At 55.1% G+C, this 18681-nt stretch carries 22 protein-coding genes and 1 tRNA gene; 13 read left to right on the top strand and 10 right to left on the bottom strand.

Annotation, left to right across the window (positions count from 1 at the left end; translation table 11 throughout):
* The first annotated feature begins 36 nt into the window (after positions 1–36).
* Positions 37–567 (top strand): lipocalin family protein, encoded by a 531-nt coding sequence (locus ACTJI7_RS16275; RefSeq protein WP_028015236.1) that lies wholly within the window; start codon positions 37–39, stop codon positions 565–567.
* Here ACTJI7_RS16275 and sugE read toward each other — a convergent pair.
* Positions 564–881 carry a quaternary ammonium compound efflux SMR transporter SugE gene (gene sugE / locus ACTJI7_RS16280; RefSeq protein ID WP_006178944.1) on the bottom strand — a complete coding sequence of 106 codons (318 nt, stop codon included), beginning with the start codon at positions 879–881 and terminating at the stop codon, positions 564–566. The genes ACTJI7_RS16275 and sugE overlap by 4 nt on opposite strands.
* A gap of 259 nt (positions 882–1140) precedes the next feature.
* On the opposite strand from sugE, the gene ACTJI7_RS16285 reads away from it, so the two are divergent.
* On the top strand, positions 1141–1725 hold the full coding sequence (locus ACTJI7_RS16285; protein WP_440670682.1) for a helix-turn-helix transcriptional regulator: 585 nt from the start codon (positions 1141–1143) through the stop codon (positions 1723–1725).
* A 55-nt stretch (positions 1726–1780) separates the two neighbouring features.
* On the opposite strand, the gene ecnB is transcribed toward ACTJI7_RS16285, so the two are convergent.
* The 3 genes from ecnB to efp all read right to left on the bottom strand — a co-directional run bounded on the left by ecnB (position 1781) and on the right by efp (position 2792).
* Positions 1781–1927 carry a lipoprotein toxin entericidin B gene (gene ecnB / locus ACTJI7_RS16290; protein ID WP_003855942.1) on the bottom strand — a complete coding sequence of 49 codons (147 nt, stop codon included), beginning with the start codon at positions 1925–1927 and terminating at the stop codon, positions 1781–1783.
* Positions 1928–2035: 108 nt separating this feature from the next.
* Entirely contained in the window at positions 2036–2167 is a 132-nt protein-coding gene (locus ACTJI7_RS16295; RefSeq protein ID WP_028015234.1) for an entericidin A/B family lipoprotein, read from the bottom strand.
* A 58-nt stretch (positions 2168–2225) separates the two neighbouring features.
* Complete coding sequence (gene efp / locus ACTJI7_RS16300; protein ID WP_003855940.1) at positions 2226–2792, bottom strand: elongation factor P; 567 nt, start codon at positions 2790–2792, stop codon at positions 2226–2228.
* A gap of 40 nt (positions 2793–2832) precedes the next feature.
* Here efp and epmB point away from each other — a divergent pair, with 40 nt between their 5' ends.
* Positions 2833–3861 (top strand): EF-P beta-lysylation protein EpmB, encoded by a 1029-nt coding sequence (gene epmB, locus ACTJI7_RS16305; protein WP_126326199.1) that lies wholly within the window; start codon positions 2833–2835, stop codon positions 3859–3861.
* A gap of 63 nt (positions 3862–3924) precedes the next feature.
* Here epmB and ACTJI7_RS16310 read toward each other — a convergent pair whose 3' ends face one another.
* The gene (locus ACTJI7_RS16310) at positions 3925–4278 is read right to left on the bottom strand and encodes a DUF4156 domain-containing protein (RefSeq protein ID WP_440670679.1); all 354 of its coding nucleotides are present in this window, start codon (positions 4276–4278) and stop codon (positions 3925–3927) included.
* A gap of 234 nt (positions 4279–4512) precedes the next feature.
* On the opposite strand from ACTJI7_RS16310, the gene ACTJI7_RS16315 reads away from it, so the two are divergent.
* Genes ACTJI7_RS16315 through iadA form a run of 3 tightly spaced genes read left to right on the top strand, consistent with a single transcriptional unit; the run spans position 4513 to position 6794 of the window.
* Complete coding sequence (locus ACTJI7_RS16315; protein ID WP_045261285.1) at positions 4513–5178, top strand: nucleoside recognition domain-containing protein; 666 nt, start codon at positions 4513–4515, stop codon at positions 5176–5178.
* Positions 5159–5620 carry a YjiG family protein gene (locus ACTJI7_RS16320; RefSeq protein ID WP_028015231.1) on the top strand — a complete coding sequence of 154 codons (462 nt, stop codon included), beginning with the start codon at positions 5159–5161 and terminating at the stop codon, positions 5618–5620. Before ACTJI7_RS16315 ends, ACTJI7_RS16320 begins: the two co-directional genes overlap by 20 nt.
* A 10-nt stretch (positions 5621–5630) precedes the next feature.
* The gene (iadA, locus tag ACTJI7_RS16325) at positions 5631–6794 is read left to right on the top strand and encodes a beta-aspartyl-peptidase (protein ID WP_045261286.1); all 1164 of its coding nucleotides are present in this window, start codon (positions 5631–5633) and stop codon (positions 6792–6794) included.
* Positions 6795–6858: 64 nt separating this feature from the next.
* Here the strand turns inward: iadA and groL are convergent, their stop codons facing one another.
* Both groL and ACTJI7_RS16335 read right to left on the bottom strand, forming a co-directional pair.
* The gene (groL, locus tag ACTJI7_RS16330; protein WP_440670676.1) at positions 6859–8502 is read right to left on the bottom strand and encodes a chaperonin GroEL; all 1644 of its coding nucleotides are present in this window, start codon (positions 8500–8502) and stop codon (positions 6859–6861) included.
* Positions 8503–8533: 31 nt separating this feature from the next.
* A complete protein-coding gene (locus ACTJI7_RS16335; RefSeq protein WP_003855929.1) occupies positions 8534–8827 on the bottom strand; it encodes a co-chaperone GroES in 294 nt (97 codons plus the stop codon).
* A 178-nt stretch (positions 8828–9005) separates the two neighbouring features.
* Between ACTJI7_RS16335 and yjeH the strand changes: the two genes are divergently transcribed.
* A complete protein-coding gene (yjeH, locus tag ACTJI7_RS16340; RefSeq protein ID WP_262806848.1) occupies positions 9006–10244 on the top strand; it encodes an L-methionine/branched-chain amino acid transporter in 1239 nt (412 codons plus the stop codon).
* Between the two features lie 31 nt (positions 10245–10275).
* Here the strand turns inward: yjeH and ACTJI7_RS16345 are convergent, their stop codons facing one another.
* Entirely contained in the window at positions 10276–10740 is a 465-nt protein-coding gene (locus tag ACTJI7_RS16345; protein WP_028015228.1) for an FxsA family protein, read from the bottom strand.
* 335 nt (positions 10741–11075) lie between these two features.
* On the opposite strand from ACTJI7_RS16345, the gene aspA reads away from it, so the two are divergent.
* The 5 genes from aspA (at position 11076) to ACTJI7_RS16370 (ending at position 16676) form a co-directional block, all read left to right on the top strand.
* The gene (gene aspA / locus ACTJI7_RS16350; RefSeq protein WP_003855923.1) at positions 11076–12512 is read left to right on the top strand and encodes an aspartate ammonia-lyase; all 1437 of its coding nucleotides are present in this window, start codon (positions 11076–11078) and stop codon (positions 12510–12512) included.
* A gap of 116 nt (positions 12513–12628) precedes the next feature.
* Positions 12629–13930, top strand: coding sequence for an anaerobic C4-dicarboxylate transporter (locus ACTJI7_RS16355; RefSeq protein WP_008502949.1), 1302 nt, complete (start codon positions 12629–12631; stop codon positions 13928–13930).
* Positions 13931–14042: 112 nt separating this feature from the next.
* Positions 14043–14366: a divalent cation tolerance protein CutA gene (gene cutA, locus ACTJI7_RS16360; RefSeq protein ID WP_440670674.1), complete on the top strand. Its 324-nt coding sequence runs from the start codon at positions 14043–14045 to the stop codon at positions 14364–14366.
* A complete protein-coding gene (locus ACTJI7_RS16365) occupies positions 14342–16051 on the top strand; it encodes a protein-disulfide reductase DsbD (protein ID WP_422712849.1) in 1710 nt (569 codons plus the stop codon). The genes cutA and ACTJI7_RS16365 overlap by 25 nt, the downstream gene beginning before the upstream one ends.
* A 49-nt stretch (positions 16052–16100) precedes the next feature.
* Positions 16101–16676 (top strand): transcriptional regulator, encoded by a 576-nt coding sequence (locus tag ACTJI7_RS16370; protein ID WP_028015225.1) that lies wholly within the window; start codon positions 16101–16103, stop codon positions 16674–16676.
* On the opposite strand, the gene ACTJI7_RS16375 is transcribed toward ACTJI7_RS16370, so the two are convergent.
* Positions 16673–17263: a LysE family translocator gene (locus ACTJI7_RS16375; RefSeq protein ID WP_440670671.1), complete on the bottom strand. Its 591-nt coding sequence runs from the start codon at positions 17261–17263 to the stop codon at positions 16673–16675. The two genes, ACTJI7_RS16370 and ACTJI7_RS16375, sit on opposite strands and share 4 nt — an antisense overlap.
* 37 nt (positions 17264–17300) lie before the next feature.
* A complete protein-coding gene (locus ACTJI7_RS16380; protein ID WP_041911503.1) occupies positions 17301–18146 on the bottom strand; it encodes an AraC family transcriptional regulator in 846 nt (281 codons plus the stop codon).
* Positions 18147–18314: 168 nt separating this feature from the next.
* On the opposite strand from ACTJI7_RS16380, the gene ACTJI7_RS16385 reads away from it, so the two are divergent.
* Positions 18315–18390 (top strand) — tRNA-Phe (locus ACTJI7_RS16385).
* The last annotated feature ends 291 nt before the right edge of the window (positions 18391–18681 follow it).

An 18681-nucleotide genomic window follows, 5' to 3' on the forward strand; every position in this document is an offset into this window, starting at 1 on the left:
CATCTACACTTAACAAAAAACAGTAAGGAAACTCCTATGCGCATTTTGCCTGTTATCGCCGCGGTGACAGCCGCGTTTTTAGTGGTGGCCTGCAGTTCCCCTACCCCACCTCCTGGCGTTACCGTCGTCACGCCTTTTGATGCACAACGCTTCCTTGGAACATGGTATGAAATCGCGCGCCTCGACCATCGGTTTGAGCAGGGCTTAGAGAAGGTTACTGCTAATTACAGCCCAATGGATGATGGCGGTATTCAGGTGATCAACCGGGGCTATAATCCCGATCGTGAGATGTGGCAGCAGTCGGTCGGGAAAGCCTACTTCACTGGCGACCCGCGACGGGCCGCGCTCAAAGTCTCTTTCTTCGGCCCGTTTTATGGCGGCTATAACGTGATAGCACTCGACAGAGAGTACCGTCACGCGCTGGTCTGCGGGCCGGATCGCGACTATCTGTGGATACTTTCCCGCACGCCAACTATTTCGTCAGAAATGAAACAGCAGATGCTGGACGTCGCGACCCGACAGGGGTTTGATGTGTCGAAACTCATCTGGGTAAAACAGCCCCGTTAATGGGTACTGAGCTTCAGCCCAATGATACCGGCAACAATCAGAGCGAGGCTGGCAATGCGCGCCAGGCTCGCTGACTCACCCAGCAGCAGAATGCCGGTAATCGCCGCGCCTACGGCACCGATCCCCGTCCAGACGGCATAGGCCGTTCCCACGGGCAGAGAACGCATTGCCCACGATAGCAGAACAATGCTCACGATCATCGCCGTAACGGTAATAACGCTGGGCGTCAGGCGGGTAAATCCGTGGGTGTACTTGAGACCAATCGCCCATACCACTTCGAGCAGACCAGCAATAAAGAGAATAATCCAGGACATCTCGGGCTCCTTAACTTAAAAACAGTTGGGGCCGTCCCCGATGAAGGAAGCGCTTACGGGTCGTCCCGCAAGGCAGATAACACCCCATATTTTGGTTAGCGTGTGATTTTTTTTCAATCATTTTCTGATGTACGCGTTAAGCCCAGAAATAGCCGCAGTATGGCGCGGAGTTCAGGCATTTATAGCTCATCGGACTTCTCTATGATGATGTGCTTTCTGATGGCAGGAAGCCAAACCACTAGCCGACTGCGAATAAAATATGTTCAAGATTCTTTTGATTGACCGTTGTCACTTCACCCGCACCGGGTTTGAAGCATGGCTCAATCATTCCGGTTTATTCCCGGGGCACTACGTTGTGACCGGGCTGAACAATCTATTCCTCGCCAGGGAGCACATTCTGCAATGGAAACCTGAGCTGGTCATCGCTGACCTGCATGGTTTCAGGCAGGATATTCACCATTTCCAGCAACTCTCTTCTTTGCTGAACGCCAGCGAAAAATTACCTTTTATTATGCTGCAATCGGGAGAGGACAAGGACCTGGCGACCTGGCTCGGGAACTTCCCGGTCTGGTCTTCGCTAATGAAAAATGCCCCTCTTGAGGAAATCGCGACGGTTATCAATGACGCGTTAATTTCGCGCGCAAGCACGTACCGCCCGACGGTGGCCGCCCCCTTGCTGACACGACAGGAGGAGAAAGTGTTGACGTTATGGATGGACGGCGCGAGCAACCAAAAGATAGCCGCTCACCTGAGCATTAACGGAAAAACGGTTTATACCTATAAACGCAATATCCGCATGAAGCTGCATATGGATACACGCTTTTCACCGTTTTTATCCCTTTAGGAAGCAGATAATTGACGGTACGGTGAAACTCACGTGCCGTACCGTCCATGCTTCATTAGTTCTGAGCTTTAGTTGCTGCACCAGAAATCGCGTTACCACCGTCGGAGATATCTTCCCCTACGCCGCGGGTGGTATTACATGCAGTCAACACGGAGGAAAGCACGAGGACAGAAAAGATCGCTGCAATTGTTTTCTTAACCATAATATCTTCCTTTTATAGCCAAAGTTGTTTTGTGTATAGCAACTTAAGAATAGACAAGATCCCGCCGATTGACGGAAAAGGAAGCAATTTTAGGAAAATTAGACGGACTTAGCTGGCTGCGTGAGAAATGATATGACCGAGGTCCTGGATATCTTCCCCCATGCCACGGGCGGTGTTACAGCCGGAAAGCAGTACGCTGGAGAGCGCTAACAGAAGCAGAATTTTAACGGTACGTTTCATCATCCCTGCCTGCAAAAATCAGGCGCAGCGGACGCTGCGCCTCGAATCATGACGTAAATTACTTCACGCGGGATACGTATTCGCCGGAGCGAGTATCCACTTTGATCACTTCACCGATCTGTACGAACAGCGGTACTTTCACCACAGCGCCGGTGGAGAGCGTTGCTGGCTTGCCGCCAGTACCCGCGGTGTCACCTTTCAGACCTGGATCGGTTTCAACGATTTCCAGCTCAACAAAGTTTGGTGGGGTAACGGCGATAGGCTGGCCGTTCCACAGGGTCACGATGCACTCAGCCTGATCCAGCAGCCACTTCGCGTTATCGCCAATGGCTTTCGCGTCAGCAGACAGCTGCTCGAAGGTTTCGTTGTTCATGAAGTGCCAGAACTCACCGTCGTTGTACAGGTAAGTCAGGTTCATATCGACAACATCAGCGCCTTCAGCGGAGTCAGTAGATTTGAAGGTTTTCTCAACACGGGTGCCGGTCAGCAGGCGGCGCAGCTTAACGCGTGCGAATGCCTGACCTTTACCTGGTTTAACGAATTCGCTGGCTTCAACCGCGTACGGTTCGCCGTCCATCATGATTTTAAGACCAGCACGAAAATCGTTGCTATAGTACGTTGCCATAAGGCCCTCTAAATTTGTTAACTGGTAGCTAAGCCACAAAATGGCGCATATTGTAACCCTAAACACCCCATCCAGAGAAGATTGGTTATCGCAACTTGCCGATGTAATCACCAGTCCTGATGAATTGCTGCGTCTTTTAGACCTCGATCAGCATCCGGAGTTGCTTGCTGGCCGTGAGGCAAAGCGACTTTTCGCCCTGCGTGTTCCCCGCGCGTTTGTTGCGCGCATGGAAAAAGGCAACCCTGACGATCCTTTATTAAAACAAACCCTTACGTCGCAGGATGAGTTTATTACAGCGCCGGGCTACAGCACCGATCCGCTGGAAGAGCAAAACAGCGTGGTGCCGGGTTTACTGCACAAATATCTCAATCGCGCCCTGCTGCTGGTAAAGGGCGGCTGTGCGGTAAATTGTCGTTACTGCTTCCGTCGGCACTTCCCGTATGCCGAAAACCAGGGAAATAAGCGCAACTGGCAGGTTGCGCTGGACTATATCGCCGCCCATCCAGAGCTGGATGAGATTATTTTTTCCGGCGGTGACCCGCTGATGGCAAAAGATCATGAACTGGACTGGCTTTTGACGCAGCTTGAAGCCATCCCGCACATTAAGCGTCTGCGCATTCACAGCCGTTTACCGATCGTCATTCCGGCACGTATCACTGACGGCCTGGTTGCACGCCTGGAGCAGTCACGTCTACAGGTGCTGCTGGTAAACCATATCAACCACGCGAACGAGATCGACGATGAATTTCGCGCGGCGATGGCGCGTCTGCGTAAGGCGGGCGTGACGCTGCTCAACCAGAGCGTATTGTTGCGCGGCGTGAACGACAGCGCCCGGGTGCTGGCCGATCTCAGCAATGCCTTGTTTGACGCAGGCGTGATGCCCTATTACCTGCACGTGCTGGATCGCGTGCAGGGCGCGGCGCATTTCATGGTGACGGATGAGGAAGCCCGACAGATTATGCGCGAGCTGTTAACGCTGGTTTCAGGTTATATGGTGCCGAAGCTGGCACGCGAGATTGGCGGAGAGCCGAGTAAGACGCCGCTGGATTTGCAACTGCGGCAGCGCTAAAAGGCAGGTGGCGCTACGCTTACCTGCCCTACGAGGTGGGCGCAGCGCCATCAGCAAGTAAACTCAGTTCGGGCACTTATAGACCTGGCCGCTCATCTGGCTGGCCGTTGGCACGAAGCTGGAGAGCATTCCTTGCGTCGGGCTGCTCACGCCGTAAATCACGTTCCCCCCCATTGCAGCAGCCTGGTTACGCAAGGCATTCGCCGCACCGCGCATAGAGCCGCCTTCTTCACCGTGCTGACCCGACATCCAGTTACTTTGTTCACCGGTGGCCGTGCCTAACAGCTGGCATTCGCTGCCTGGCTTATTTTCCACAAAGCGAACGCCCTGGCCCGCTGCCGACAGTTCATTGCTGGAGCTACAACCCGCCAGCAGCAACGCTGCTCCTACGATCCCTGCACAGACTTTTACGCGCATGTTATTCCTCGTTTTCAATAAGCTGGACAGTAATTGTCCGTGTGTAAATCTTATACCTAAAAGATGACTAAAAGAAAAATCCCCGCGCATTTCTGCGAGCCGGATTCCGTACATCACTCCTCCGACATCTTAAATGAATTCTGATAATGCCCTTTGGGATATCGTGTTTTAGCCCTCGATCGTTTTTAGTGTTGCGACGTACAACTTTTGTACGCGATTAAAACAGGGGGTTTCATGAGTGCATCATCCTCAGGAGAGGAAAAGGTAACATGGGTGGGCTATCTGGCGTTTGTGCTCACCATCGTATTTTTCTCAGGCTTTTTCGCCAAAAGTACCGAATGGTGGCGCGTGCTGGATTTTACCGTCCTAAACGGCAGCTTCGGTCCGGTGAACGGCGCGCTCACGTTTCGCGGTGAGGGCGGCACGGGGGCGAAAGACGGTTTCTTGTTTGCCCTTGAACTGGCGCCTTCGGTCATTTTATCGCTCGGGATCATTGCCGTCACCGAGGGGCTGGGCGGGCTGCGTGCCGCGCAACAGCTGATGACGCCCATTTTGCGCCCGCTGCTTGGCGTACCGGGCGTCTGCTCTCTGGCCCTCATCGCCAACCTGCAAAATACCGATGCCGCAGCAGGGATGACCAAAGAGTTGACCGACGAAGGGGCTATTACCGATCGCGAGCGCGCCATTTTCGCCACCTTCCAGACCAGCGGTAGCGCCATCATTACCAACTATTTTTCTTCCGGCGCCGCACTCTTCACGTTTATTACCGTCCCGGTAATCACGCCGCTGGCCGTCATACTGATGTTTAAATTTGTTGGCGCGAACCTCCTGCGTCTGTGGATCGCTCACATGGAAGATCGTCGTATTCAGGAGGAAAAAAATGATCGCCCAGCCGCGTAAAAATATCATGGACATGTTTATCGATGGCGCCCGCCGAGGCTTTACCATCGCCACTACCAGCCTGCTGCCGAACGTGGTTATGGCGTTTGTCATCATTCAGGCGCTCAAGGTGACCGGCCTGCTGGATATTGTTGGCAATATTTGCGAGCCAATTATGGCCCTGTGGGGGCTTCCGGGCGCGGCGGCAACGGTCCTGCTGGCCTCGGTGATGAGTATGGGCGGCGGCGTGGGGGTTTGCGCCAGCCTGGTGGCTGCCGGCACGCTCAACGGCCACGATGCCACCGTTCTGCTGCCCGCCATCTATCTGATGGGCAATCCGGTGCAAAACACCGGCCGCTGCCTGGGCACCGCAGGCGTTAACCCGAAGTATTATCCACACATCATTACCGTCTGCGTCATTAACGCCCTGCTCTCAATGTGGGTAATGCAGCTACTCTTCTGAGGAGATAAAAATGGATTTTTCAGTGCTGGAACCCCATCTTTTCCGCAATGTGCACCTTTACGCGCCGGAGGATCGGGGACGTTGCGATCTGCTAATCGCCGGGGGAAAAATCGTCGCTATTGAAAAAACGGATCGCGCAGCAATGCGGCTTAACTGTCCTGAAACCGATCTCGCCGGGGCGGTGGTTTGTCCAGGCTTTATCGATCAGCACGTACACCTGATCGGCGGCGGCGGTGAAGCCGGTCCGCACACCCGGACGCCGGAGGTACGGTTGTCCGCGCTGGTGGCGGCGGGCATCACCTCCGTTGTTGGCCTGCTGGGTACCGACGGCGTGACCCGCCATCCCGAATCGCTGCTGGCAAAAACGCGGGCGCTTGAGCATGAAGGGATCAGCGCGTGGATGCTGACAGGCGCATACGGGCTGCCTTCTCCGACGATTACCGGCAGCATCGAAAAGGATGTGGCGCTGATTGATAAAATCATCGGCGTGAAATGCGCGATTTCCGACCATCGCTCTTCCGCACCAGCGGATGACCAGCTCGCGAATATGGCCGCCCAGTCGCGCGTCGGCGGGCTGCTGGGCGCCAAAGCGGGCATATCCGTGTTTCACCTCGGCAACAGCCCGAAGCTGCTTGAGCCCCTGCTTAACATCCTGAAAAATGCCGACGTGCCCCGCACGAAGCTGCTGCCAACCCACGTTAACCGCGACCAGGCGCTGTTCCTCGCCGCGCTGGATTATGCCCGCGACGGGGGCTATATCGACATCACCACCAGCATCAGTGAGCCCATTGATGCTGCCACCGCCATCGCGACGGCCCGTGAAGCGCAGGTGCCGTTTAACCGGCTTACGCTCAGCTCGGATGGTAACGGCAGCCAACCGAATTTTGACGCGAACGGTAATCTGGTGGGCATTGGCGTAGCCGGGTTCGAATCTCTGCCTCAGACGCTGCAGCAACTGGTCAGCCGGTATCACCTGCCGCTGGAGGAGGCGCTTCTGCCGTTTACGCGTAACGTAGCGGAGTTTCTCGGGCTGGAGCATAAGGGGCGGCTCGCGCCCGGGTGCGATGCCGATTTCCTGGTGCTGACGGATGACCTGAAGATCCGCGAGGTCTGGGCGAAAGGCCGCCAGATGGTGCGCGAAGGCGCAGCATGCGTGAAGGGAACATTTGAGTAGCGGCAATAAAAAACCCCGGACATTTCTGTCCGGGGTTCGTTCTGAGAGGTTCAGAACAACATGATTACATCATGCCGCCCATTCCACCCATGCCGCCCATACCAGCAGCACCTAAGTCAGGCGCGTCGCCTTTTGGCAGGTCGGTGACCATGCACTCGGTAGTGATCATCAGGCCAGCTACAGATGCCGCGTACTGCAGAGCAGAACGGGTCACTTTAGTTGGGTCCAGGATACCGAAGTCGATCATGTTGCCGTATTCTTCAGTTGCCGCGTTGTAACCGTAGTTACCTTCACCCGCTTTCACGTTGTTCGCAACCACAGATGGCTCTTCACCGGCGTTGGAAACCATCTGACGCAGAGGAGCTTCCATTGCGCGCAGCGCAACTTTGATACCCACGTTCTGGTCTTCGTTCTGAGCGGTCAGGCCAGCCAGCTTAGCGGCTACACGTACCAGCGCGACACCACCACCAGCAACTACGCCTTCTTCTACCGCAGCACGGGTGGCGTGCAGGGCATCGTCAACGCGTGCTTTCTTCTCTTTCATTTCAACTTCGGTCGCCGCACCAACTTTGATTACCGCAACGCCGCCAGCCAGTTTAGCTACGCGCTCCTGCAGTTTTTCACGGTCGTAATCGGAAGTGGCTTCTTCGATCTGCTTACGGATCTGACCAACACGGCCCTGAATAGCGGCTTCTTCACCCACACCGTCGATGATGGTGGTGGTGTCTTTGTTGATCACAACGCGTTTCGCCTGGCCCAGGTCTTCCAGGGTCGCTTTTTCCAGCTCCATACCGATCTCTTCGGAGATCACGGTACCACCGGTCAGGGTTGCGATATCCTGCAGCATTGCTTTACGGCGATCGCCGAAGCCAGGTGCTTTAACCGCAGCCACTTTCACGATGCCACGCATGGTGTTAACCACCAGGGTCGCCAGCGCTTCGCCTTCAACATCTTCAGCGATGATAACCAGCGGCTTGCCTGCTTTCGCAACGGCTTCCAGCACTGGCAGCATTTCACGGATGTTGGAGATTTTCTTGTCAGCCAGCAGGATGAACGGGCTTTCCAGCTCAACAGCGCCAGTTTCTGGCTTGTTGATGAAGTATGGGGACAGGTAACCGCGGTCGAACTGCATACCTTCAACCACGTCCAGTTCGTCTTCCAGACCGGTACCGTCTTCAACGGTGATCACGCCTTCTTTACCGACTTTATCCATCGCTTCAGCGATCAGTTTACCTACGGTTTCGTCGGAGTTAGCGGAGATAGTACCAACCTGAGCAATGGCTTTAGAGTCAGAGCACGGTACGGACAGCGCTTTCAGTTCTTCAACAGCGGATGCGACAGCTTTGTCGATACCACGTTTCAGATCCATTGGGTTCATGCCCGCAGCAACGGCTTTCAGGCCTTCAGTGATGATAGCCTGCGCCAGTACGGTCGCGGTGGTGGTACCGTCGCCTGCAGCGTCGTTCGCTTTAGAGGCAACTTCTTTCACCATCTGCGCGCCCATGTTTTCGAACTTGTCTTCCAGCTCGATTTCACGTGCAACGGAAACACCATCTTTGGTGATGGTTGGCGCGCCGAAGGATTTATCCAGCACTACGTTACGGCCTTTCGGGCCCAGGGTCACTTTAACTGCATCTGCCAGTACGTTTACGCCGCGGAGCATTTTTACACGAGCGTCGTTACCGAATTTTACGTCTTTAGCTGCCATGTTCTTATTTCCTCAAATTCTCGTGCGTAAATTACGCTTCAACAATTGCCAGAATGTCGCTCTCGGACATGATCAACACTTCTTCATTGTCGATCTTCTCGGATTTCACGCCGTAGCCATCGTTGAAAATTACGATGTCACCAACTTTAACGTCCAGCGGCTGCACAGTTCCGTTTTCCAGGATGCGGCCCTTACCGACAGCGATGATTTCGCCACGCGTTGATTTGGCTGCTGCAGAACCGGTCAGAACGATGCCGCCAGCAGACTTGGTTTCAACTTCTTTACGTTTGACGATCACACGATCATGTAACGGACGAATACTCATTGATAGCTCTCCTTTGAGAAAGTCATTATCAGTTATGGATGACGCCGGCCCGCATGCGGTTTTCCGACTAGTGCCCTGAGAGATGGGGATAGCTTTTTACCCCTTCAAGGGGGAATCGAAAAAAAATTTGCGAAAGTGTTACCATCCACTCTCTTTTGATGGTGGCAGGGCAAGGTAAATGAGTGGACTCAGGCAGGAGCTGGGGCTGGCGCAGGGCGTTGGCCTGCTTTCAACCTCCTTGTTAGGTACCGGCGTGTTTGCCGTACCGGCACTGGCGGCGCTGGTCGCCGGAAATAACAGTCTTTGGGCATGGCCGGTGCTGATCCTGCTGGTGTTCCCGGTGGCGATTGTGTTTGCCATACTCGGGCGGCACTTCCCCAGCGCGGGCGGCGTAGCGCATTTTGTCGGCATGGCGTTTGGTCCGCGCATGGAGCGTGTGACCGGCTGGCTGTTTTTGTCGGTAATACCCGTTGGCCTTCCGGCAGCCCTGCATATCGCCACCGGCTTTGGACAGGCGCTGTTTGGCTGGCACGACGAACAACTGCTGCTGGCTGAGCTGGGTACGCTGGCGATTGTCTGGTGGGTGGGCTCGCGCGGGGCCAGTTCAAGCGCGAATCTGCAAACGCTGGTTGCAGCGTTGATCGTCGTGCTGATCGTCGCCATCTGGTTTGCGGGTAACATTACCGTAGCAGATATCCCCTTCCCTGCGATAAACGATATCGACCATTCACAGCTTTTCGCTGCGTTATCCGTCATGTTCTGGTGTTTTGTTGGCCTTGAAGCGTTCGCTCACCTGGCATCCGAGTTTAAACAGCCCGAGCGTGATTTTCCCCGCGCTCTGATGATTGGTTTACTGCTGGCGGGCACCGTATATTGGGCCTGTACCGTGCTGGTGCTGCACTTCAACGCGTTCGGCGAAGATAAAGCCGCCGCCGCATCGCTACCGGGTATCGTGGTTAAACTTTTCGGCGTGAAGGCGCTATGGGTGGCCTGTGTGATTGGCTATCTCGCCTGCTTTGCCAGCCTCAACATTTATATCCAGAGCTTCGCCCGTCTGGTGTGGTCACAGGCGCGCTACAAACCTGAGAGCCGCCTCGCGCGGTTGTCTAAACGTCAACTCCCGATGAATGCGCTGAATGCCGTGCTGGGCTGCTGCGTCCTGAGCTCGCTGGGTATTTATCTTCTCGACATCAACCTCGATGCTCTAATTATCTACGCCAACGGTATTTTCATCATGATCTACCTGCTGTGCATGCTGGCGGGCTGTCGTCTGCTGAAAGGTCGCTATAAAGCCCTGGCGGTCGTCGGGGGCGTGCTGTGCCTGCTGTTGCTGGCGATGGTGGAATGGAAGAGTGTGTATGCCATCGTCATGCTGGCGGGGCTGTGGGCGTTTTTACCGAAGCGGAAAAATCCGTAGGCCCGGTAAGCGAAGCCACCGGGCAAAAAAATTATCGATCGTCTTTATGGTCTAAACGGTCGCGCTGTTCATCCTTGCGCTGATACTCCCCTTCGAAGGTATCGCCTGGCCCTGTGCTGAACCCGCCGCCCGGCATGCGGCTGAAGCGCAGGTGCGGCAGCAGCTTCATGGTCAGGTGCTTCTGCACCGGCGGCAACAGCAACAGCAGGCCGAGGAAGTCGGTGAAGAACCCCGGCAGGATCAGCAGCAGGCCAGCAATAATTAGCGACACGCTTTTGATCATCTCTTCTGCCGGGCTTTCGCCTGCGGCCATCTTCTGCTGCATTATCAGGAAATTTTTGAAACCCTGATTACGCACCAGCGACATGCCGATGACGGAGGTGAAGATCACCAGAATCAGCGTCAGCAGGACGCCCAGCACGTGAGCTACCTGAATGAAAATAGAAATCTCAATGTAAACATAGAGAAAGAAAGCAATAAACGGTATCCAGCGCACTGGCATCTCCTGTATGGCAGGTGCCATCTGGCCCCTGTCTGAATGTGTTCGCGTCACGCGTCTGTAAGAGATGGAGACGGTTAGCCAAAATTCAATCGGTTTGCACGGATATTTTTTTCGGAAATATTAAAGCGGTGACACATTTCACAGATTAATAATTATCATGGAATCGGGTCGATAATAAGTGATCCAGCTTACGGCAATTCGCTATCATCAGCATATGATCTCGAACATCTGGCCGATTGAGGGAATAATCGTCGGTCAGAAAATATTCAAAACCACATATATGTTGTGTGTTTAGTACAATCCATCGGCAGCTTGAAAAGAAGGTTCACATGTTAAACAACATTCGTATCGAAGAAGACTTGTTGGGTACCAGGGAAGTTCCAGCGGATGCCTACTACGGTGTTCACACTCTGAGAGCGATTGAAAACTTCTACATCAGCAACAGCAAAATCAGCGATATCCCTGAGTTTGTCCGTGGCATGGTGATGGTGAAGAAAGCCGCAGCGCTGGCGAACAAAGAGCTGCAAACCATTCCAAAAAGCGCGGCAAATGCGATTATCGCTGCCTGCGATGAAGTGCTGAACAACGGCAAATGCATGGACCAGTTCCCGGTTGACGTCTATCAGGGCGGCGCGGGTACCTCCGTCAACATGAATACCAACGAAGTACTGGCAAACATCGGCCTTGAGCTGATGGGCCACCAGAAAGGTGAATACCAGTACCTCAACCCGAACGACCACGTTAACAAATGCCAGTCCACCAACGACGCCTACCCAACCGGCTTCCGCATCGCGGTGTATGCCTCCGTGGTCAAACTGGTCGACGCGATCAACCAGCTGGGCGATGGCTTCCAGCGTAAGGCCGTTGAGTTCCAGGACATTCTGAAAATGGGCCGTACCCAGTTGCAGGACGCGGTGCCAATGACCCTCGGTCAGGAATTCCATGCGTTTAACGTGCTGCTTAACGAAGAGACCAAAAACCTGCTGCGCACCTCCGAGCTGCTGCTGGAAGTGAACCTGGGCGCCACCGCCATCGGTACGCGTCTGAACACCCCGGATGGCTATCAGCAGCTGGCAGTTCAGAAGCTGGCGGAAGTGTCTAACCTGCCTGTGGTGCCTGCGGAAGACCTGATTGAAGCCACATCCGACTGCGGCGCGTACGTAATGGTACACAGCGCCCTGAAACGTCTGGCGGTGAAACTGTCCAAAATCTGTAATGACCTGCGCCTGCTCTCCTCCGGCCCGCGCGCTGGCCTGAACGAAATCAACCTGCCAGAGTTGCAGGCGGGTTCTTCCATTATGCCAGCCAAAGTTAACCCGGTAGTGCCAGAAGTGGTGAACCAGGTTTGCTTCAAGGTGATTGGTAACGACACCACCGTGACCATGGCCTCCGAAGCCGGTCAGCTGCAGCTGAACGTGATGGAGCCGGTGATTGGCCAGGCGATGTTTGAATCCATTCATATCCTGACTAACGCCTGCTACAACCTGCTGGAAAAATGCATTAACGGCATCACCGCGAATAAAGAAGTCTGTGAAGGCTATGTTTATAACTCCATCGGGATCGTTACTTACCTCAACCCGTTCATCGGCCACCACAACGGTGACATCGTTGGTAAGATTTGCGCCGAAACCGGTAAGAGCGTGCGTGAAGTCGTGCTGGAGCGTGGACTGTTGACCGAAGCCGAGCTGGACGATATCTTCTCGGCCCAGAACCTGATGCATCCGGCATATAAAGCGAAACGATATACCGATGAAAGCGAACAGTAACAGTTCAGGCTAGGCTTCCGAAAGGCACGTCACAAGTGACGTGCCTTTTTTCTTTTTAGGCGTTACCTAAATACAACAATTCAATATCAACTTGTTAATAAGCAAGGCAGGTCTTTATGTTTGGAGCAGAACTCGTCATCGTCCTGTTGGCGATTTATTTGGGCGCGCGGCTCGGGGGTATCGGCATTGGTTTTGCCGGCGGTCTCGGGGTGCTCGTACTTACCCTTATCTTTCAGATTAAACCCGGCGCAATCCCTTTTGACGTTATCGAAATCATCATGGCGGTTATTGCCGCTATTGCGGCCATGCAGGTGGCGGGCGGTATGGACTACCTGGTGAGCCTGGCGGAGCGCATGCTGCGCCGCCATCCGAAATACATCACCTTCCTTGCCCCGCTGGTGACCTGGTTTATGACCATTCTCGCGGGAACCGGCCACACGGCGTTCTCCACGCTGCCGGTGATCACCGAGGTGGCAAAAGAACAGGGGATTCGCCCGTCTCGTCCACTTTCTATTGCCGTGGTGGCGTCGCAGATTGCGATCACCGCGTCGCCAATCTCAGCCGCCGTAGTCTTCTTCGCGGGTATCCTTGAGCCGATGGGCGTGAGCTACCTGACGCTGCTGGCGATCTGTATTCCGGTCACGCTGATTGCGGTGATGATTACCGCCGTGCTGTGTAACTTCCTGGGTGCCGAGCTGAAAGACGATCCGGTTTACCAGGAGCGTCTGGCAAAAGGTGAAGTGAGCCTGCGCGGTAGCCAGGTCTTCGAGCTGAAGCCGCACGCGAAACGCTCCGTGCTGCTGTTCCTGATCGGTATCGTCGCCGTGATGTTCTACGCGACCGCCATCAGCGACACCGTGGGGCTGATCCAGAACCCGGTGCTGCCGCGTAACGAAGCGATTGTGGTATTCATGCTGACCATCGCCACGCTGATTAGCATCACCTGTAAAATCGACACCAGCGAAGTGCTGAACGCCAGCACCTTCAAATCCGGTATGAGCGCCTGCGTGTGCGTACTGGGCGTGGCGTGGCTCGGTGACACCTTCGTGAAAGCGCACATCAGCGACATCCAGACCGTTGCCGGCGACCTGCTTCACAACTACCCGTGGCTGTTGGCGGTGGTACTGTTCTTTGCCGCGACGCTGCTTTACTCTCAGGCTGCCACCACCAAAGCGCTGATGCCTGCGGCACTGATGCTGGGCGTGACGCCGCTGACGGCGATTGCCTCTTTTGCGGCGGTTTCTGCGCTGTTCGTTCTGCCAACCTACCCAACCCTGCTGGCCGCGGTTGAGATGGACGATACCGGCTCAACCCGCATCGGTAAGTACGTGTTTAACCACGCGTTCCTGATCCCGGGCGTGGTGGCGATTACGCTTTGCGTCGTCCTCGGCTTTATCATTGGCGGCATTGTGCTGTAAACGGTTAGCCGTTGTAAAAATAGTTAAAATCGGGCCGCTCTGCGGCCCGTTTCATTAATGACCAATCGCATGGCGTGATATAGTGAAGACTTTCGTGATGAGGAGGTCGACTGTGAACACGCCTGATGCTGTTGTCGTACTTTGTACCGCCCCTGATGAAGCCTCTGCCCAGGATCTCGCCGCCAAAGTGCTGGCCGAAAAACTGGCTGCCTGCATCACGCTGCTCCCCGGCGCGACCTCCCTTTATTACTGGGAAGGCAAGCTGGAGCAGGAGTATGAAGTCCAGATGTTGCTCAAAACCAATCTGGCGAATCAGCAGGCGCTCCTTGACTGCCTCAAGTCTCATCATCCTTATCAAACCCCGGAGCTGCTGGTGCTGCCAGTGGTCCACGGCGATAACGACTATCTCTCATGGCTCAACGCTTCTTTACGCTGATCCTGCTGCTGTGCAGCACGTCAGTATTTGCCGGTTTGTTTGACGCGCCCGGCCGTTCGAACTTTATTCCCGCCGACCAGGCGTTCATTTTCGACTTTCAGCAAAACCAGCACGATCTCAATCTGACCTGGCAGGTGAAAGAGGGTTACTACCTCTACCGCAAGCAGGTCAGCATCACGCCGGCAAAGGCTAACGTTGGCGCATTGCAGATGCCCGCTGGCGAATGGCATGAGGATGAGTTCTACGGTAAAAGTGAAATTTATCGCCAGCGCTTAAGCGTGCCCGTCACGGTGAATCAGGCGGATAAAGATGCCACGCTGACGGTTACGTATCAGGGCTGTGCCGACGCGGGCTTCTGCTACCCCCCTGAAACGAAGGTCGTTCCGCTTACTGAAGTTAAAGCGGCTGCCTCCCCTCTCCCCTCAGGCGAGAGGGCCAGGGTGAGGGATGAAGGCGAAGCCAAAGCTGCTTCCGATCTGCCGTTCTCAGCACTTTGGGCCTTACTGATTGGTATCGGCATTGCCTTTACCCCTTGTGTGCTGCCGATGTACCCGCTTATCTCCGGGATTGTACTGGGCGGCAAACAGCGTCTTTCTACCGCCCGGGCGCTGCTCCTGGCCTTTATTTATGTGCAGGGCATGGCGCTCACCTATACCGCGCTCGGCCTCGTGGTCGCCGCGGCCGGACTACAGTTCCAGGCAGCGCTTCAGCACCCTTACGTGCTAATCGGCCTGTCAGCCGTATTTATTCTGCTTGCGCTGTCGATGTTTGGCCTGTTCACGCTTCAGCTGCCCTCTTCGCTGCAAACCCGCTTAACGCTGATGAGCAATCGCCAGCAGGGTGGCTCTGCTGGCGGCGTGTTCGCAATGGGCGCCATCGCCGGGTTGATTTGTTCCCCCTGCACTACAGCACCGCTGAGCGCTATCCTGCTGTACATCGCCCAGAGCGGTAATATGTGGCTCGGCGGGGGTACGCTGTATCTTTACGCGCTGGGGATGGGCCTGCCGCTGATTCTGGTGACGGTGTTTGGCAACCGCCTGCTGCCGAAGAGCGGCCCGTGGATGGAGACGGTGAAAACCGCGTTCGGCTTTGTCATCCTGGCGCTCCCGGTGTTCCTGCTGGAGCGCATCATGGGTGACGCGTGGGGTTTGCGCCTGTGGGCCATGCTCGGCGTGGCGTTCTTCTCCTGGGCGTTTATCGTCAGCCTGGGGGCAAAAAAAACGTGGATGCGTCTGGTGCAAATTATCCTGCTCGCCGCCGCGTTGGTGAGCGTGCGCCCGCTTCAGGATTGGGCGTTCGGCTCGCCTGTGGGCCAGACGCAGGCACATTTAAACTTTATACACGTTAAGAACGTCGATGAGCTCAACAGCGCGCTGGCGCAGGCAAAAGGCAAACCGGTAATGCTCGACCTCTATGCCGACTGGTGTGTTGCCTGCAAAGAGTTTGAAAAATACACCTTTAGCGATCCTCAGGTGCAAAATGCCCTGAAAGAGACGGTACTCCTTCAGGCAAACGTCACAGCCAACAATACGCAGGATAAGGCCCTGCTTAAACACCTTACCGTACTCGGGCTGCCAACCATTCTGTTCTTCAATGAGCAGGGGGAAGAGCTGCCAGAACAGCGTGTAACCGGGTTTATGGACGCACCGGCATTCAGCGCGCATTTGCGCAATCGCCAACCGTAAACAACACTTTAGACGGGACATACCGTTGGGAATAGCGGAGGAGATAACCGTGCAACGCGAAGACGTACTGGGACAAGCCCTGCAACTACTTGAGATTCAAGGGATCGCCAGCACCACGCTTGAGATGGTAGCCGACCGTATCGATTACCCTCTGGATGAGCTTAAGCGCTTCTGGCCGGATAAAGAGGCGCTGCTTTATGATGCCCTACGCTATCTTAGCCAGCAGGTGGATATCTGGCGCAGGCAGCTAATGTTGAATGAAGAGCTGACCGCTGAGCAAAAACTGTTAGCGCGCTACACCGCCCTGACAGAGTGCGTCAGCAACAATCGTTATCCAGGCTGCCTGTTTATTGCTGCCTGTACGTTTTATCCCGATCCTGGCCATCCAATACACCAACTGGCGGATCAGCAAAAACGTGCGGCGCATGACTTCACCCACGAACTGCTGACAACGCTTGAAGTGGATGACCCGGCAATGGTCGCTAAGCAGATGGAGCTCGTACTGGAGGGTTGTCTGAGCCGCATGCTGGTGAACCGTAGCCAGGCCGATGTGGATACGGCGCACCGCCTGGCGGAAGACATTCTGCGCTTTGCCCAGTGTCGTATGGGCGGGGCGTTAACCTAGACCAGCATGCCCGCCCAGGCGGAGACGAGCAGACATAGCGCCATCAGGCGCTGAAACCGCACCATCGCCACGGTGGTGCGAAACACCCGGTTTACCGCCTTCCCCAGCCACGCCCAGCACATCAGGCACATCACAGAAATCAATAACAACCATAGCGCCATCAGCGCAATATCTCTTAACGGATGAATGCTCGCGGGAGCAAAAAGACTCACTACTGCCAGCGCCATCATCCACGTTTTCGGATTCACCATCTGCAGCAGCGCTGCGGCTTGCGCGGTGAAGCGATGAGGCGTCTTCTCAGAGAGATTCGCCGCAGGCGCCCGATACAGTTGCCAGCTCATCCAGGTTAGCCACAGCACGCCCGCCCAACTCATTGCCTGGCGTATCAGAGGAAACTGACGCAGCACCTCCCCGGCGCCGGCACCCGATATCAGCACAATCAGACTCGCCGTAATACATCCCCCCAAAATGGCGGGAATGGTATTTTTCACACCAAAGTGCTGGCTGTTAGTGAGAACGAGGATATTCGTCGGGCCGGGCGTTATCGACGCGACAAAGGCAAACAGCAGATAAGGCATCAGACTCACAGATGGCTCCTTTTTTATTAGAGCCATTACTGTGCCGCTATTTTCTGGAAACGTCTGGAAGGTTTGTGCACAACCGGCGGTAGTGGGCAGGGGAAATGCGGTATGCACGCTGGAACCAGCGTCCCAGATGGCTTTGGTCGGCAAAACCGAGCGCTGTAGCCACATTAACAGGCTGTTCGCCGTGCGCCAGCAGCTGTCGCGCCTTTGCCAGACGCAGCTGAATAAGCCAGGCGTGAGGTGCCAGGTTGAACTCGCGCTTAAAGCAGCGCGTCAGCGTAAAGCGATCCGTGCCCGTCTCGCGCGCAAGGTCTGACAACCCCACGTTCTCGCCGATATGCGCATAAAGATAGTCGCGTGCGCGGTGCGCCACGGCAGCGCTTTGTAGCTGCGACGGGAGTTTCTTACGCCAGTGGCAATGGGAGGTGATCTGAGAGAGCAGCTTATCCATTGTGCTCTGCTGAACAATTTTCATCTCATCGCTATGCAACGCGTTAAACGTCTCGCCGATAGAACGGACCAGCTGAGGTTCTCGCGTTAGCGTTTGAGCAAAGTGAAGCGAGTAGCGATCCGGCGTGGCTTCATATAATCCACGGAGGGTACGCGTCAGCCACTGCTCGTCAAGATAGAAGGTGAGATAGGTAAAGCCTCCTTCCACAGGCGCGTCGCCGTCGTGAATTTCGCCCGGCTCCAGTAAGAACGCATCACCAGGATGGCTGCGGTGGCGTTCGCGACGACAGTGGAACTGCTGGGTGCCTGAAAGGGTAATCCCGACCAGATAACTATCGTGCCAGTGGGGATCGAAGGCATGGCCTTCGAAGTGCGCTTTAATCGTTTCAATGCCGGTATCCGCATGCTGACGGAGCTCAAGCCAGTCGTTTGCCATACTGCCCTCCTGTTGTCATCAGCATTGCCGCACGGCCCGGTATTGTCTGGAAGATTTGTGCATTTTCACGGTGAAAACGTACAGATTGCCGCAAACTTAAGCAGTTGAACAGCTTTTCCTGAAATAATGTTGACGATAAGGCGCGATTGCGGTTTAATGCGCTCCGTTGCCCGGATAGCTCAGTCGGTAGAGCAGGGGATTGAAAATCCCCGTGTCCTTGGTTCGATTCCGAGTCCGGGCACCACTATTTAAAGAACCCAGCCTATGGCTGGGTTTTTGCTTTTCTGCGTTTATCAAAACCTTACCTTATTTTTACTCCTGTATCTCTTCCCGGTAAGATCGTGCGGTTAGCATTTCCCGGTGGCGCTGCGCTTACCGGGCCTACAAAACCTGTAGGCCGGATAAGGCGAAGCCGCAACCCGGTATTTTCCGGCGCACAAAGCAAAAAACCCCGCACCTTACGGTACGGGGTTCTTCTTGATTGATGCCTGGCAGTTCCCTACTCTCACATGGGGAGACCCCACACTACCATCGG

It is taken from the genome of Enterobacter sp. 22499 (genome assembly GCF_052044815.1).
GTDB classification, from domain to species: domain Bacteria; phylum Pseudomonadota; class Gammaproteobacteria; order Enterobacterales; family Enterobacteriaceae; genus Enterobacter; species Enterobacter bugandensis.

Coding starts and splice junctions, on each gene's coding strand:
- ACTJI7_RS16275 (WP_028015236.1), top strand. CDS start 37: ATGCGCATTTTGCCTGTTATCGCCGCGGTGACAGCCGCGTTTTTAGTG.
- sugE (WP_006178944.1), bottom strand. CDS start 881: ATGTCCTGGATTATTCTCTTTATTGCTGGTCTGCTCGAAGTGGTATGG.
- ACTJI7_RS16285 (WP_440670682.1), top strand. CDS start 1,141: ATGTTCAAGATTCTTTTGATTGACCGTTGTCACTTCACCCGCACCGGG.
- ecnB (WP_003855942.1), bottom strand. CDS start 1,927: ATGGTTAAGAAAACAATTGCAGCGATCTTTTCTGTCCTCGTGCTTTCC.
- ACTJI7_RS16295 (WP_028015234.1), bottom strand. CDS start 2,167: ATGAAACGTACCGTTAAAATTCTGCTTCTGTTAGCGCTCTCCAGCGTA.
- efp (WP_003855940.1), bottom strand. CDS start 2,792: ATGGCAACGTACTATAGCAACGATTTTCGTGCTGGTCTTAAAATCATG.
- epmB (WP_126326199.1), top strand. CDS start 2,833: ATGGCGCATATTGTAACCCTAAACACCCCATCCAGAGAAGATTGGTTA.
- ACTJI7_RS16310 (WP_440670679.1), bottom strand. CDS start 4,278: ATGCGCGTAAAAGTCTGTGCAGGGATCGTAGGAGCAGCGTTGCTGCTG.
- ACTJI7_RS16315 (WP_045261285.1), top strand. CDS start 4,513: ATGAGTGCATCATCCTCAGGAGAGGAAAAGGTAACATGGGTGGGCTAT.
- ACTJI7_RS16320 (WP_028015231.1), top strand. CDS start 5,159: ATGATCGCCCAGCCGCGTAAAAATATCATGGACATGTTTATCGATGGC.
- iadA (WP_045261286.1), top strand. CDS start 5,631: ATGGATTTTTCAGTGCTGGAACCCCATCTTTTCCGCAATGTGCACCTT.
- groL (WP_440670676.1), bottom strand. CDS start 8,502: ATGGCAGCTAAAGACGTAAAATTCGGTAACGACGCTCGTGTAAAAATG.
- ACTJI7_RS16335 (WP_003855929.1), bottom strand. CDS start 8,827: ATGAGTATTCGTCCGTTACATGATCGTGTGATCGTCAAACGTAAAGAA.
- yjeH (WP_262806848.1), top strand. CDS start 9,006: ATGAGTGGACTCAGGCAGGAGCTGGGGCTGGCGCAGGGCGTTGGCCTG.
- aspA (WP_003855923.1), top strand. CDS start 11,076: ATGTTAAACAACATTCGTATCGAAGAAGACTTGTTGGGTACCAGGGAA.
- ACTJI7_RS16355 (WP_008502949.1), top strand. CDS start 12,629: ATGTTTGGAGCAGAACTCGTCATCGTCCTGTTGGCGATTTATTTGGGC.
- ACTJI7_RS16365 (WP_422712849.1), top strand. CDS start 14,342: ATGGCTCAACGCTTCTTTACGCTGATCCTGCTGCTGTGCAGCACGTCA.
- ACTJI7_RS16380 (WP_041911503.1), bottom strand. CDS start 18,146: ATGGCAAACGACTGGCTTGAGCTCCGTCAGCATGCGGATACCGGCATT.